We start from the raw sequence: 15,432 nt of genomic DNA on the forward strand, positions 1-15,432 counted from the left end.
ACTTAGATCATCTTACTTGGCAGCAGCTTTACCTGACTCATCGACCACATTGACCGTGATCTTTGGCTCAAGCTGAGAAGCAATCTTCACTGGGATAGTAAATGTGCCCAGAGCGCGGATGGGATCGGGAAGGTCAATCACACGACGATCAACGGTAACCTGCTCAGCATCACGTAAAGCGGTCGCAATATCCTGGCTGGTGATTGAGCCATAGAGACGTCCCTGCGTGCCTACTTTTGCTTTGAAGGTCAGTGTGACTTGACCCAGGCGCTCAGCCAACTGCTTGTTAGCTTCAGCCTGCTTCTCCACCCTACGATTTTCAGTAGCGATACGCTGTGTGCGATTGGCGATCAAGCCTGGGGTTGCTCCAGCAGCCTTATGGCTCGGCAAGAGGTAGTTACGGGCATAACCATTCGCGACCTCTTTCAGGTCGCCAGCTTTTCCCAAACCTTCAACATCTTGTAACAGAATAATTTTCATTTTTAACTCAGCTCCTCATAGAGGGGGGCGAAAACCCGACTTCCTCTTCACGCAAATATACGCGTGACAGTATACACCCAGGGTGATACAAAAACAAGCCTCAGATGCTTGCTCTCCCCTGACATTTTTTATTGCCTGAGACGTTGTCGAAGAAGATGTCTTACCTCGCCTCGTGGGAAAAGGATACACTACAATGCCACAGGGGTCAAGCACTTAGATACTCATACCGTAGTCTCTCCCGCATACAGTATCCTCACAGATCAGCAGATAAAATACTAGGAGAAATACCGCAAATTCTGCTATGTGTTGCACCCTCCAAACTTCTCACCTATAATGACAGCTATCAGCACTAATATCATGTAACTGCGAGAACTCATCTATCGTAAAGGACTTTTTTATGAACATTGAAGGTACATACACATTGCAGGCGACTCCTGCTAACGTCTGGCATTACCTGACGGATCAGGAAACCTTAAAGGGGACACTGCCAGGAGTGAAGCGCATTTCATCTATCGGCAAAGATATGTACGATATCACCGTATCTATGGATAATGCTCCTTTTACCGGCTCACATCATGGACAGATCACTATTTCGGAACAGCAGTATCCCTATCATTTTCGTTTGACGGCTACGAGCGATGGGAAAACCAACTTACATGGAGTCGGAAGCATCCACCTGCATGAACATGAAGGAAAAACAATCATCGCTTATAAAGGCACGTTTACATTTAATAAAACGGGTACACACTTAGCGCCAGCGCTTATCAAGGGTGCGATTAAACTGTACATGCAACAATATTTTCAAAGCCTCGCCGAGCACCTGCACGATCACAAGCCAGCGCCATCCACCTCCGAGGTGAATGGAGCAAATGGCACTGTTATCAAGCAGTCTGCGGGAGATATCATTGTCATACCGCGTCCGGCCCCTGCCGAAAAGCGGCCACCCACAGACAGCATTATCAGCAAAGCGACACGCTTGCTGCATCCGACCGCTGGAGACGCTCAGTTACAGGCACGTTGGATGCGACGGATACGCCGCACAGGTGCGATTACGGGCTTACTCTTACTTGTGTGGATTGGCACAAGGATTCCCCGTCGGCAGCCATAACGTACATATACGTTCTTATGCATCGATGATTGAACGCAAACGTGACTTCCAACCATTATCATCATCATCTGTTGATGACTGCGCATTCTCAACCACCCAACTACGTGTACCATCTGCGGCACGTGCAGAAGCAGGGCGAGACTGACGCAGTTCTTTATTTGTCAAATTATGGATCGCGGTCTGTGCCGCTTTCCGCACATCCAGCACAGGATCGTTGAGGAGTGCAGTAATCGGTTCCACTGCTGTCTTCACGCCAAGACGCCCCAGGGCTCTCGCGCTCGCCGCACGCTCATCCGAGGTCACTGCCTGAAGCAAAGGCACCAGATCGCCGACCAATTGCGTCAGTGAGAGATCCGCAATCAAACGTATCAAGCGGTTTCGGCGCATCGGATGCTTTACATTGACTAATGCATCCCGACAATCAGCAGCTACTTGCCCCCGATTCTGAAGTTGGCCCTGCGCTTTCGCTTCGGCTACCGCCATCTCCGGCGACATAGTTGAATTTCCACGCAAAAAAGGCTCAATCCAGGCAGCTACCTGATCAGTCACTCCATTCGATTCATGCAGTTGGAGGATGTCATGATAATGGCTATCTAACCAATGATACAGTGCCAGCGTTACTTCGGCATCTCGTGCCGCGTACGCCACCATGGCAGGAGGTAGAGGACGACGCGTCCAATCCGTACGTTGCAGGCTCTTATCCAGATGATAGTTAAACGCTCGTCGCAGCATCGCAGCCAGGGAAGATTCATGCTGTCCAAAAATTGAACGGCTGGTCGCTTCAAGATCGTAATAATGAACAACCTGCAATCCACGCTCTGCCATCACGCGCATATCTGCTCCGGCGCCATGTAACAGCACAGCAATATCGGGATTGCCCATAACTTCCATTAAAGGAGAAAGATCTTGTAATCGTAAAGCATCTACAATAAAACAATGATTTTCAATTGCAATTTGTAAGAGGGCGAGACGAGGAATATTTGAAACTGCGTCATTTTGCGCACGCACACGCACCTGAGTAAATTCGGCATCCACCGCAACCACACCAGACACTTTAAGCATGTTTACAGCATTGACTAGCTGTGCTGGTCGATCAACCCACAACCTCTCTCCACGTGGTGGAAGTTTGCCTGGCGCAGGGGTAGAGCCCAGGTAGCCTTGTGCATTTTCCAGGTTCTCTAAATCTGTTAATGGTGCATTATTGCTCAATGAATTGCCATTCTGACTTCTAAAACCATTATAGACATGGTGTGTACGCTACACTATACCACACATCCCCTCATTAGTCCAGTTACAACGCGATAATAGGCCTGAAGTAACATGAAACAAATTAAAAAGACTCAACTAATTTTTTTATGCTCTGATATGACCCACAATACCACAACCTAAAAAATACAGAAACCCTTTGCGCACGTTCTCCTACCGCTTTAACGCCTGCCGCGCTTAGGAATGATAAAAAAAGACTTTTAAAGCTTTGCATGAATTCGCTTGACATCTATAATGAGAGCAGATATAATTGCGACACATCTCCATAGTTGGGAAAAACATGTCAGAAGCAACAAAACGAACCGATTTTATTTTACAAGAACTGATGGCCAATGGGCGTGTTCTTGCAGAAGATTTAAGCCAAAGACTCCGCGTAAATTCCTCCACCATCCGACGTGATCTCGAAAAATTGGAGCGACAGAATTTATTGCGACGTGTCCATGGCGGAGCCGTGCCTCTGGATAGCTTGTCGTACAGCACGTATGCCGATGAGCTCACCTTTCAGAAGAACATGGGCAAGTTAATCGATGAAAAGAACCGTATCGCGCTAGCAGCGTTGAACCTGATCCAGCCAGGAGATACCATTGCGCTCTCTCCCGGCACCACGACAACGCATCTGGCACGTAACATCCGCCGAGCTCAGATACCAAACCTGACAGTAGTCACCAATGCTGTCAATATCGCCATGGAACTTGCCAATGTGCCTGGCCTCACCCTTAATCTTACTGGTGGATTTTTGCTGCCCGACTTTTTTGCTCTGGTTGGTCCTATGGCCGAGCAAAGTCTGGGACAAATGTATGTCTCCAAAGCTTTTGTGGGAGTAACGGGCCTCAGTGCCGAATACGGCCTGACCGGTCCTAACCAGCTTGAAGCACTTACCCATCGCATGACGATCCAGCGAGCACAGCAGACGATAGTCTTAACCGATCATACAAAATTAGGGCAAGTTGCATTGCATACTATTGCTCCAATTACAGCTATCAGTTGCTTGATTACAGACTCCGAGGCGTCAGAAGCCATCCTGGCGGAATTACGTGATAAAGACGTGACAATCACCGTCGCCTGATCCTTTCCCCCCTCCTCATCTAAAGCAAGTATCCTACCATAAAACTCTTCCACACAAACCTTACTATTTCTTTACAGCAAACATACACACCCAATTTAGGTTCTATGATATCATCCAGATGATACATATCTTACGCTTTTGCATCTGTATCATCTTTTTAAATCAGCATACCGTTGCTGGCTATATCTGATTTCCACCATCAAATTTGCACGAACGCGCATTGACTCTACACGTTTTGTGCAGTATACTTTGGTTGAGATGAGAAAAGAAGGTTGGAGGAACAATAAAGTGAAAGTGCTCGTGGCCGGTGGTGCCGGTTATATAGGTTCACATACAGTACGCGAACTGCTTGCTCGCGACCATGAAGTTGTAGTACTCGACTCATTAGAAAAGGGCAATCAAGCTTCTTTGCTTGGAACTCGCCTTATCGTTGCCGACATTAATGATGCCGCTGCTCTTGATACCATCTTTGGGCAAGAGAAACCGGAAGCAGTCATTCATTTCGCCGCCTACAAAGCTCCTGGCGAGTCAATGAGTGAGCCCGCCAAATACTTCCATAACAACGTCAGTGGCACGCTAACATTGTTGGAAGCGATGTTGCATCATGATTGTCGTTACATCATTTTCTCTTCCAGCTGTTCTGTCTTTGGCACTCCAAAGTCGCTCCCCGTCCTGGAAGATGCTCCATTCGGACCAGAAAGCGTCTACGGAGAGACCAAGCTAATGGTTGAGACAATATTACGCTGGTTCGATAAAACCACCAACTTACGCTCGACCAGTTTGCGCTATTTCAATGCTTCTGGGGCTTCACTCGACAATAAGATTGGCGAGGACTGGAGCGTAACCCTGAACCTGATTCCACTCGTCATGAAAGCCGCCGTTGGTAAATCTCCTTCGGTCAAGATCTTTGGCACGGACTATCCAACTCCTGATGGTACCGCCATTCGCGACTATATTCATGTGCTTGACCTCGCTACAGCGCATGTCAAAGCGCTAGAATCGCTTGTCAAAACAAACAAAAGCACAGCCTACAACCTGGGCACAGGCGTAGGCAGCAGTGTCAAAGAGGTTGTTGACACATCCAAGCGCATCAGCGGAGTAGATTTCCAGGTAGATGTTGAACCGAGGCGTCCCGGTGATCCAGTCGCTATCTACGCCGATAGCAGCAAGGCTCAGAACGAGTTGGATTGGAAACCACAATACAATTTAGAGGATATTGTGCGCACTGCCTGGAAATGGCACAGCACACATCCCAATGGTTACACTGAGGAGTAAGAGTTATAATGAGCGAGTCAACTTTTCCCAAGCAGGCTAACTGGGAAGAGCGCTGGCACCCACTCCGCGAGGAGTGGGTTGTCATAGCAGCGCATCGACAAAATCGTCCCTGGACTGGCGAGACAGTCTCCATCACGGAGAGTACTGTTCCCAGCTATCAGGCAGACTGCTACCTCTGCCCGGGCAACGATCGCGTTTCTGGATCACATAATCCCGATTATAAAAGCATCTACGTCTTTGATAATGATCATCCCTGTGTCGGACCTGATGCACCAGAGCATCCTCCCATGCCAGAATCTCCCTATCGCACGCGCCCTGCCCAGGGAATTGCTCGTGTCATTTGCTATAGCCCTTATCATAACCTCACCGTAGCCGAGATGTCCGCACAAAGCATCGCAGAGATTATTGGTGTCTGGCAGGCACAAACCGTTGATCTTGGACAGCAACCAGGAATCAAACATCTGCTTTTCTTCGAAAACAAAGGAGATGTGGTCGGCGTCTCTAATCCACATCCACATGGACAGATCTATGCCACCAACTTCGTTTTCAAAACCATTGAGACTGAGCTGTTAGCCAGTCAGCGCTACCTGAGCGAGACCGGAAAACCACTCTTCAGTTCCATCATCGCCGCCGAGCAACACGATGGACGGCGTATCCTCTATGAAGATGACTATAGTATTGCTTTCGTCCCCTACTTTGCCCGCTACGCATATGAAGTCTATGTCGCCCCCAAGCGCCGCGTCGCCCACGTCTCAGATCTGACCGAGCCTGAAATCGCATCGCTGGCGCAGGCCCTCAAGAGCATCACCGTCCGCTTTGACAATCTATGGCATATCTCTTTTCCTTATGTGATGGTGCTCCATCAAGCCCCTGTAGATGGCTCCTATGACGCATTCCATTTTTTTATTGCCTTTCACCCTCCCCTGCGACAGCCTAGCAGGCTGAAATATTTAGCCGGTCCAGAAATTGGTGGTGGTAATTTCATAAGTGATACATTACCAGAAGAAAAAGCTGCTGAATTACTCAAACAATCAACTGTCCACTATCGGGAACAGAGGTAAAAAATGATTCGTGACGTCAATGAACTCCTGCTCGCGATTCGTCACATCCATGAAGCCATCCGCGACGAAGTCGTTGCCACCTGTGAACGCAGCTCGTTAGATGCTCTCAGCACCATTGTCGCCGAGCAAGGTGGAGACACCATCTTTGCCATTGATCGCGTCTCCGAGGAGGTATTACTACACCACTTCACACAGCTCAGCGAGCGCTGGTCCTTTCTCCTGGTCGCGGAGGGATTAGGTGAGGATGGCTTACAGGTATTTCCGCCAACTATCGATGCTATGCAGGCAGAACTTGTCATCATCATTGATCCCATCGACGGCACACGTGGTATTATGTATCAAAAGCGGGCCGCCTGGATTCTTACGGGAGTAGCCGCCAATCACGGAGCTGCCACCACGCTGGCCAATATCGAACTCGCCGTTCAGACAGAGATTCCTTTGATCAAACAGCATCTCAGTGATAGTCTCTGGGCTATCGCCGATCAAGAAGCACAGGGCGAACGTTACAACAGAATTACTGGCGAGCATACGCCACTGCTACCAAAGCCATCGCAATCAAAAACGATTGCTCAGGGCTATGGAAATATCTCCCGCTTTTTCCCGGGCATACGCACAGAGCTTGCCGCAATCGACGACGAATTAGTACAGCATGTCCTTGGACCCAACAAGCAGGGCGAGGTTCAGGCATTTGAAGACCAATATATCTGTAGCGGCGGACAACTTTATGAACTGATCATGGGTCATGACCGCTGGATTGCTGATCTACGTCCACTCATGGAACCGATCCTTGCGGCACGAGGACAGGCGTCAGGCCTCTTCTGCCATCCTTATGATCTCTGTACCGAACTCATAGCACGCAAGCTAGGTATCATCGTCACAGACGCATCTGGTCAACCGCTGGCGGCACCATTAGATGTCACAACTGGTGTATCCTGGATTGGCTATGCGAATAGTGCCATACAGGAGCAGATTGCAACGACATTGACATCCCTACTAAAGCAGCATGGATTATTACGCTAACATACTCTATATATCCAAGTATGGAAAGGAGCCATCTCCCGATGTGGCATGACAACGACGCATCCTCAGGGATAGCCAGACCAGAGATAGAACGCTTCCTCACACACCTCAACACGCAGGCAGCCGACTTCTTTGCCACCGATCGACCTCTACTCATCGCCCGTGCTCCTGGACGCCTCGACCTCATGGGAGGTATCGCTGATTATTCAGGTTCACTTGTCCTGGAGATGCCCTTGGCGGTCGCCACCATCGCCGCAGTTCAGCAAACCAGTGATCCCACAATCACCGTCTACAGCACAGCGGGGTCCGATATCCTGGAGCATCCGACCGTCACAGTGCCCCTTGAGAGCCTGAGAGAACAGGGCAAGCCGATAGACTATCAAGCGGCCAGAACATTGCTTACAGCCGATCCAGAGACCGCCTGGGCCGCTTATGTCATCGGAGTCGTCGCCATGTTGCAACGCGAGTATCATCTCCACCTGACACAAGGGTTACGAATTATTGTCCACTGCGAAGTCCCCATCGGCAAAGGAGTGAGCTCGTCGGCCGCACTTGAAGTTGCCACCATGCAAGCGCTCAACGAACTCTATCATCTCGATATTAGTGGGCGCACACTTGCCATCCTCTGCCAGAAAGTCGAGAATCTGATCGTTGGAGCTCCCTGTGGCGTCATGGATCAAATGACTTCAGCCTGCGGTGAGGATAATAGCCTGCTAGCACTTCTCTGTCAGCCTGCAGAGCTACAGGGATCAGTGCCTCTCCCAGATGGTGTTGAGATCTGGGGCATCGACTCGGGCGTACGACATACTGTTGCGGGCGCAGACTATGGTTCGGTCCGTGTCGGCGCATTCATGGGCTATCGCATCATCGCTGATCTGCAAAACTTCGCGGTCACCTCATCAACTGATCATTCCACGCTGGAGATCACCGATCCACAATGGCAAGGCTACCTCGCCAACATCACTCCCTCAGAGTGGGAAACTCTTTATCGGGACCAACTTCCCCTCAAGCTCGATGGCGCCTCATTCCTGGAGCGCTATGGCGGCACAACTGATACGATCACAAAGATCGATCCGCAGAGAACATATGCCATTCGACAACCAACCGCTCATCCTATCTATGAGCATCACCGCGTCCGACTGTTCCGCAACCTGCTAGAAACATCGCCAGCGACCGACGAGCAGCTCGCACTCCTTGGAGAGCTCATGTATCAAGCGCACGTCAGCTACAGCGCCTGTGGCCTGGGATCGGCTGGGACAGATCGTCTGGTAGAGCTAGCACGTCAGGCCGGGCCAGCAGCCCAGATCTATGGGGCCAAGATCACTGGTGGAGGCAGTGGCGGGACAGTGGCAATATTAGCGCGACAGAATGCGGATGAAGTCATTCAGAGGATTGCACAACAATATGAACAAGAGACAGGACTAACAACGACGCTCTTGCGAGGGTCATCTTCCGGTGCCTGTGCCTGGGGAACCATGCAACTCATTACGAACTAAATATCGTTAGCTTTTCTGAATATTGAGACACCCAAAAGGTGGACACCGTAGCGTCGCACGCTCGCGTGCGATGTCCCACTCGACGTACGATCAGGCTCGCCTGCGTGGTACACCGCAATCCTGCCGTCTCATACGAATCACAGGGACATCGCACGCGAGCGTGCGACGCTACGAGCTTGTACATTTTAATCCAGCGTGCTACACTAGCGTGGCTTACCCGGATTACACTATTATCATTTCCAAGACGCAAAAGGAAGGTAACCTGATGCTTAATGAGATATTAGCGCACAACGAACGTTTCCTCCAGAATACGACGCTTCCCCATGTTGGGCACGCTCCCCGTAAACAGACAGCCATAGTTACTTGTATGGATTGCCGCCTGGTCAATATGTTTGAGCCAGCTCTGGGCCTGGAGCGTGGAGAAGTCCTTGAGCTGCGCACCGCAGGAGCCACTATCTCCTCACCCGATCGCCAAGAGGCATCCAACGATCTGATTCGCTCGCTGGCAGGAGGCATCTACCTGCTTGGAGTACGACGCGTCTTTGTCGTTGGGCATACAGAATGCGGACTCTCAAAAGTCAATCCGGTCGCGCTGACATCCTCGATGCAGGCTCTGGGAGTAGATCCGCAACAATTGATCACAGAGCGTGGGTTGAATGACATCGATGGATTGGTCAACTGGATTGGTGCCTTTAGCGATGTCCATCTCAACGTCCAGGAAGTAGTCAATGTCATCCGTAGTAGTCCCTTCCTGCCAAAAATACCCGTCTACGGACTGGTCATCGACATCAATACGGGCCAGCTTACAGTCGTCGACGATGGAGAAGCCAAAGCCAACGTATAGAAGCATCGCACTGTAGCTGAAAGGTGTCTCCTGCACGCATAGCAGGGCTGCCGTTGCATATCGATAGCCTACAGTGATACAGGCATACCATGTGATACAATGCGGGTAGTTTTGACACCTTATGTTAAAGCTACCCAACCTTATTTTCAGAGCCACATAAAACTGCATACAAGCAGTAATTTTCCATGGTAGCACGCACAAGCAGCGTTCGCCCCTCATCAGATGGAACGCAACGCTAAAGATATGCATTTGCGGTCACCCATGTCACATCAACCAAGCATGTGGCCTTTACATTGTCTGAAAGACACGATTCGCTCCATCGGTAGGAGCAAAATAACCCGAGAAAGGACTCCTCATCGAATATGACAAATAAAACACCCATTACAGTAGCCCATGGTGATGGCATTGGACCAGAAATCATGGAAGCCACGCTTCATATCATCGAGGCCGCTGGTGCCCAGATTGAGCCCGAGACCATAGAAGTCGGAGAAAAAGTATACCTCAAAGGCATCACAGCCGGCATCGAGCCAGGTGCCTGGGAATCGCTCCGCCGCACCAAAGTCTTCCTCAAAGCCCCCATCACCACGCCTCAAGGAGGCGGCTACAAGAGCCTGAACGTCACGACAAGAACAACCTTTGGACTCTATGCAAACGTACGCCCCTGCGTCTCCTACTATCCATTTGTAGACACCAAACATCCAGTCATGGATGTTGTCATCGTGCGTGAAAACGAAGAGGATACCTATACAGGCATCGAATATCGCCAGACAAACGACATGACCGAGACTCTCAAGCTCATCAGCCGTCCTGGATCTGAAAGAATCGTGCGCTACGCCTTCGAATATGCGCGAGCGAACAACCGCAAAAAAGTGACCTGCTTCATGAAGGACAACATCATGAAGATCACCGATGGTCTCTTCCACAAAATCTTCGACGAGGTTGGAGTAGAGTATCCCGACATCGAAAAAGAGACCTGGATCGTTGACATCGGTGCGGCGAAGATGGCAGATACGCCAGAAGCATTTGATGTCATCGTGATGCCCAATCTCTATGGAGATATCCTTTCAGACGTGGCCGCCCAGATCGCAGGCTCAGTTGGTCTGGCGGGATCAGCCAACATCGGTGATCAATGTGCCATGTTTGAAGCCATTCACGGCTCCGCGCCTCGTCGTGCTGGACAAGATCTAGCCAATCCATCGGGACTGCTGCTGGCCGCAGTGATGCTTCTGGTGCACATCGACCAGCCCGACGTAGCCACGCGCGTCCACAACGCCTGGCTGCGCACGCTTGAGGATGGTATCCACACATACGATATCTATGCGGAGGGAGTCAGCAAGCAAAAAGTCGGCACTAAAGAATTCGCCGAAGCCGTGATTGCTCGCCTGGGACAAGAGCCACAGACGCTCAAAGCGGTCCACTACATTTCTGCCCCCAAGTTGGCAGACAAAGAAACGATCAAACGCCAGCGCATTGAAGTCAAAAAAGAGTTGGTCGGGGTCGATGTGTTCCTTGATTGGGCACAAGACAATGTGAATGCTCTGGGCGAAGCCATCCAGCGTCTCAACGGAGACGGATTAACCTTGAGCTTGATTTCGAACCGTGGAGCGCGAGTGTGGCCAAATGGTCTATCCGAGACGCTCACGACAGATCATTGGCGCTGCCGCTTCCTTGGAGAAGGAACAATCTCGCACACTCAAATTACATCGTTACTCCAGCGTGTCAGTGATAGCGGCTTCGATTTTATTAAGATCGAAAATCTCTACAACTTTGATGGGCAAGCAGGTTACTCATCAGTATCTGGAGCATAGTAAGATCAGACCAAACTGAGTCGTAGAAAAGAGCATTCTCTTCTACGACTTATTTTTATCTGCAGAGACATTGAATTCTTCATTGTCGCCCTCAATCGTGAACACCAGACGCTCACAGACATTGGTACAATGATCGGCAACGCGCTCCAACTTATGAGCGATCCAGAGCAGATATGTGGCACGTTGCAGAGCCGTTGCATCGTTCTGGAGGGTTGGAATGGCATGAGCACCAGCCATCATCGCCATCAAATCGTGACGGACAAGATGATAGCGAACATCGACAACATCATCTTCTTCCCAGATGTAATGGGCCGCTTTCACATCGCGCTGCGCAAACGCCTTCATCGTCCCTTGTAAAACACGCCGAGCCTCAGTTCCAAGATCGAGGATACCACGCAATACAGATGCCTCAGACACTTGTGTATTCCCAACCGCAGCAGCCAGATCATTGGTATTACTACGTAACGGCATCATACGCAACAGAAGTTGTGCAATACCAGCAGCCCCATCGCCTGCACGTTCTAGATCGCCGGCAATAGCCAACGCTGAAGTCAAATAGCGCAGATCACGACCACCCAATGGCTGCTGTAATGTCAACAAGCGAATCGCGTGCTCCTCAACCGTCTTGCGCAAAGCATCGATTGTCGAGTCAGCCTCAATGATCATACCGGCCTGAGCCAGATCCCCTGTGGCCAGAGCATTTAATGCTTTCTCCAGAGCCTCATCAACCAGGCTACCTAAGCGTTGAATCTGATCATCCAACTCGCGTAATTCTCTATCTAATGTGGATCGTGCCATGCAACACCCCTCAAAATCTTTGTACAATCTATAACCACCAATCATCAACCCGACCCCACTAGTGTATCAGGGTTTCAAGATTTATAAAACCCACAGATATGAAAATGCCAGAGAAGCAGCGCTTAAAGAATGCATTCACCGTCATTCACACCAAACATAGTGTAGCATATTTTCCACAGTAAAGATAGAGTCATAGTCTAATTGCGCGTTCTATTCTTTAAGGATAAGAGCACAACTAGAAGGGATAAACTTATATAACATAAAATCCTTTCTGGCAGCATATGAACCTCTTGATAATTCTCTCTCAATCGGCACACAATACATCAAGCAGGCATATCTTATAAACATATAATATTCAACAAATGATCATTACTGAGCAGAAACAAATATAAGCAATCGCTGCTATTGAGACTTCTCCAGTGGTCTCAATAGCAGCGATTGCCCATGCAGGATCACCTGATTACTCGTCAGCGACTTGCGATCTCGCCATTTTGCATTTGAGTTTGAATCAAGTTGGCGTAGAAGCCGCTCCTCTGTAATAATTGCTGATGATTTCCCGTCTCCACAATATGTCCGCGATCCAAAACCATAATCACGTCTGCGTTACGAATGGTACTCAAGCGATGCGCGATAATCACCTGTGTGCATGGAAGACGGCTAAGGTTCTGCTCGACAGCATGCTCTGTCATCACATCGAGCGCGCTAGTTGCTTCGTCCAGGAGCAGCAATGCCGGATGATGTGCCAACGCTCGTGCCAACGCCAGACGTTGGCGCTGTCCGCCCGAGAAAGCGCTTCCGCCTTCGGAGACCAGCGTATCATAGCCCATCGGCATCTTAGCAATATCCTCATCGATCACCGCCAGCCGGGCAGCCTCGATAATACGCTCCAGATCCATATCAGGATTATTCAAAGCAATATTTTCTCTAACCGAGCCACTAAAAATGAAAGACTCCTGTAAAACGACACCAAACTGATTGCGCACCTCCTGATAATTCAAGCTCTCCAGAGGAATGCCATCATACTGAATCGATCCACTAGTGGGATGGATCAGACCTACCAGGAGCTTTCCCAGCGTGCTCTTGCCCGAGCCTGTTTTACCAACCAGGGCCACCTTCTGACCTGGATAGATCCTGGCATTGATATCTCTGAGAATATGAGGAGCGTTCTCGTTATAACGAAAGGCCACATGCTTCAACTCGATATATCCCTGCAAGTGATGAGGAGTCTTGACATCGACAGGATCTTGCTCAGGATCAGTTCCAATGACATCGGCGATGCGTGAAAAATGAGCGCGTATAACCTGCAATTCCTGGACGCTACCTGCCAGTGAGCCCAGTGGCACGAGAAATGAGATTGCCAACGTATTAAACGCCAGCATAGCACCTATGGTCATTGTCCCATCGATGACCTGCATCGCGCCAACCCAGAGCAATAGCAATGGGGAGAGGAGATTTAAAATGCCAATCATAGCACTGATCACAGAGGAGAGATAACGAAGTCTCAATGAAATATTCATTTCATCAAAAAAGAGATTCTCCCAACGATCAAAGGCCCGGTGCTCAGCCCCAGCAGCTTTTAATGTTGCAATACCAGACAAAATTTCATTCATGTATCCCTGGGTTTTGCCCTGCGCTTCCAAATCCCGCTGCGTGAGCCGACGAATCGACGGGGATGTCACCAGCAAGAGCAGTACCTGGAACATTCCGATTGCTAATGCAATCAAGGCAATGGATTTTGAAAAAAACAGCAGGATAACGAAGTAGACAATCACGGTACTGCCATCAAGCAACGTAGAAATAAGCTGATTGGTGAGCAGGTCACGAATCGCCAGATTGCTATTCATTCGAGCCAGCAGATCTCCATTCAAACGCAGCTGAAAGAAACGATAGGGGAGACTAAGCATATGCTCAAAGAAATTGAGCATCATATTCGTATCGATTCTGGTCTGTAAATAGATCAATAACGAGGAGCGCAAGAATATAGCGACTCCCTGCATAAGCACCAGAATCAGCATCCCCAGACCCAATATTGTCAACAGGTTGGGATCTTTTTGCGGTAGGATGCGATCAAGGACGATCTCAGTTAAAACAGGAACGCCGAGTCCTAATAATTGTAAGAGCAGTGAGGCCCCAATAATCTGGACAATGATAGTACGCATAGTCAATAGTGAGCTCATATAAGCCCAGGGGGTAAGAACTTTCTGCGGCGCTCGCTCCTTAAATTGGGCTCTTGGCTCTAGCATAATCGCAACGCCGGTGAAACCTTCGTCAAACTCTTCGAGACTCAATCGGCGACGTCCCACAGCTGGATCAACGACATCTATACCCTTGGAAGACCTGCGCTCGACCACCATAAAGTGGTTAAACTCCCAGTGCACAATCGCCGGAAGCGTGACATAACGGAAATCATCTAGTGTGACTGAGACAGTGCGAACACGCAAACCATACAATCTTGCCGACTTCACAATCTCAAGGGCTGTTAGACCATCTCGTCCGACCCCACAATGCTCTTGTACCTCTGAAGTACTCGTGGCATACCCATAATAATTTAAGATCATCGCCAGACAAGTTGAGCCACACTCAACCGCCGTCATCTGTCGCATCTCAGGCACCCACCGCCGCTTCCTCCGCCGTCTCCTGGCTGGCTTATCATCGTCGTCTTCGACGGGCTGGCTCCCCAGGGCTTGCATCTCACGCGTCTCTGACTCCATGATTGAGATCAACTCAGCAGGATATCTGGAAGTCTGATTCTCCCATTTATACATCCCGCTCGCTTGCACTGGAGCACTTCTCATCGCTTGCACCGGAGCACTTCGAGGCATATTAATAGTGGAGGGTGGAGGTGGCAATATTAAAGGGGCTTGCCTTTCCGGTTGCCTTCTTTCTATGCGTGGCGGCACAGGCGTGTTCCGCACATGAGATGGCTGAAATGAGCGCTCGTTCTGCTTAGCATCTACATTAGCTTGTGGTAGTGGCGTCTGAACAGGTGAAGTTGGAGCTGGTGTAGGAACCATCTGCCACTGAAAATCTTCGGCAGACAGTATCGGTAGACCCGCAATAGGCATCTTCATGGAAGTGTCTTTACCATTGTTAAGCAAATGACTCTTCTCTATGACTGGTGGTGCCTCTGTATCTTTTTGCTGATTCATTGGATCTAAACGATACGCTTTAATTTTATCGCTGTGCCTAGGCCCCATAAAAACACATTCC

The 15,432-nt window shown here is 49.7% G+C and carries 12 protein-coding genes; 8 read left to right on the forward strand and 4 right to left on the reverse strand.

The features are described from left to right. Positions 1–12: 12 nt before the first annotated feature. A complete protein-coding gene (rplI, locus tag AC27N8_RS19195; RefSeq protein ID WP_487069004.1) occupies positions 13–480 on the reverse strand; it encodes a 50S ribosomal protein L9 in 468 nt (155 codons plus the stop codon). A gap of 397 nt (positions 481–877) precedes the next feature. Here rplI and AC27N8_RS19200 point away from each other — a divergent pair, with 397 nt between their 5' ends. Continuing rightward, entirely contained in the window at positions 878–1,588 is a 711-nt protein-coding gene (locus AC27N8_RS19200; protein ID WP_487069005.1) for an SRPBCC family protein, read from the forward strand. Between the two features lie 15 nt (positions 1,589–1,603). Here the strand turns inward: AC27N8_RS19200 and AC27N8_RS19205 are convergent, their stop codons facing one another. Beyond that, positions 1,604–2,797 (reverse strand): hypothetical protein, encoded by a 1,194-nt coding sequence (locus tag AC27N8_RS19205; protein WP_487069006.1) that lies wholly within the window; start codon positions 2,795–2,797, stop codon positions 1,604–1,606. Positions 2,798–3,134: 337 nt separating this feature from the next. Between AC27N8_RS19205 and AC27N8_RS19210 the strand changes: the two genes are divergently transcribed. From AC27N8_RS19210 to AC27N8_RS19240, 7 genes are all read left to right on the forward strand, one after another. After that, positions 3,135–3,920, forward strand: a complete 786-nt coding sequence (locus AC27N8_RS19210; RefSeq protein ID WP_487069007.1) for a DeoR/GlpR family DNA-binding transcription regulator — start codon at positions 3,135–3,137, stop codon at positions 3,918–3,920. A 288-nt stretch (positions 3,921–4,208) separates the two neighbouring features. Then, entirely contained in the window at positions 4,209–5,195 is a 987-nt protein-coding gene (gene galE, locus AC27N8_RS19215; protein WP_487069008.1) for a UDP-glucose 4-epimerase GalE, read from the forward strand. An 8-nt stretch (positions 5,196–5,203) separates the two neighbouring features. Then, complete coding sequence (gene galT, locus AC27N8_RS19220) at positions 5,204–6,256, forward strand: galactose-1-phosphate uridylyltransferase (RefSeq protein ID WP_487069009.1); 1,053 nt, start codon at positions 5,204–5,206, stop codon at positions 6,254–6,256. 3 nt (positions 6,257–6,259) lie between these two features. After that, the gene (locus AC27N8_RS19225) at positions 6,260–7,276 is read left to right on the forward strand and encodes an inositol monophosphatase (RefSeq protein WP_487069010.1); all 1,017 of its coding nucleotides are present in this window, start codon (positions 6,260–6,262) and stop codon (positions 7,274–7,276) included. Positions 7,277–7,317: 41 nt separating this feature from the next. Continuing rightward, entirely contained in the window at positions 7,318–8,772 is a 1,455-nt protein-coding gene (locus AC27N8_RS19230) for a galactokinase (protein ID WP_487069011.1), read from the forward strand. A gap of 265 nt (positions 8,773–9,037) precedes the next feature. Next, entirely contained in the window at positions 9,038–9,616 is a 579-nt protein-coding gene (locus tag AC27N8_RS19235; RefSeq protein ID WP_487069012.1) for a beta-class carbonic anhydrase, read from the forward strand. A 362-nt stretch (positions 9,617–9,978) separates the two neighbouring features. After that, positions 9,979–11,424 carry an NADP-dependent isocitrate dehydrogenase gene (locus AC27N8_RS19240; protein WP_487069013.1) on the forward strand — a complete coding sequence of 482 codons (1,446 nt, stop codon included), beginning with the start codon at positions 9,979–9,981 and terminating at the stop codon, positions 11,422–11,424. 42 nt (positions 11,425–11,466) lie between these two features. Here the strand turns inward: AC27N8_RS19240 and phoU are convergent, their stop codons facing one another. Next, positions 11,467–12,222: a phosphate signaling complex protein PhoU gene (phoU, locus tag AC27N8_RS19245; RefSeq protein ID WP_487069014.1), complete on the reverse strand. Its 756-nt coding sequence runs from the start codon at positions 12,220–12,222 to the stop codon at positions 11,467–11,469. Positions 12,223–12,689: 467 nt separating this feature from the next. After that, positions 12,690–15,419 (reverse strand): peptidase domain-containing ABC transporter, encoded by a 2,730-nt coding sequence (locus AC27N8_RS19250; RefSeq protein ID WP_487069015.1) that lies wholly within the window; start codon positions 15,417–15,419, stop codon positions 12,690–12,692. Positions 15,420–15,432 lie beyond the last annotated feature (13 nt).

Source organism: Dictyobacter sp. Z7_2 (assembly GCF_057551105.1).

Coding starts and splice junctions, on each gene's coding strand:
- rplI (WP_487069004.1), bottom strand. CDS start 480: ATGAAAATTATTCTGTTACAAGATGTTGAAGGTTTGGGAAAAGCTGGC.
- AC27N8_RS19200 (WP_487069005.1), top strand. CDS start 878: ATGAACATTGAAGGTACATACACATTGCAGGCGACTCCTGCTAACGTC.
- AC27N8_RS19210 (WP_487069007.1), top strand. CDS start 3,135: ATGTCAGAAGCAACAAAACGAACCGATTTTATTTTACAAGAACTGATG.
- galT (WP_487069009.1), top strand. CDS start 5,204: ATGAGCGAGTCAACTTTTCCCAAGCAGGCTAACTGGGAAGAGCGCTGG.
- AC27N8_RS19225 (WP_487069010.1), top strand. CDS start 6,260: ATGATTCGTGACGTCAATGAACTCCTGCTCGCGATTCGTCACATCCAT.
- AC27N8_RS19230 (WP_487069011.1), top strand. CDS start 7,318: ATGTGGCATGACAACGACGCATCCTCAGGGATAGCCAGACCAGAGATA.
- AC27N8_RS19235 (WP_487069012.1), top strand. CDS start 9,038: ATGCTTAATGAGATATTAGCGCACAACGAACGTTTCCTCCAGAATACG.
- AC27N8_RS19240 (WP_487069013.1), top strand. CDS start 9,979: ATGACAAATAAAACACCCATTACAGTAGCCCATGGTGATGGCATTGGA.
- phoU (WP_487069014.1), bottom strand. CDS start 12,222: ATGGCACGATCCACATTAGATAGAGAATTACGCGAGTTGGATGATCAG.
- AC27N8_RS19250 (WP_487069015.1), bottom strand. CDS start 15,419: ATGGGGCCTAGGCACAGCGATAAAATTAAAGCGTATCGTTTAGATCCA.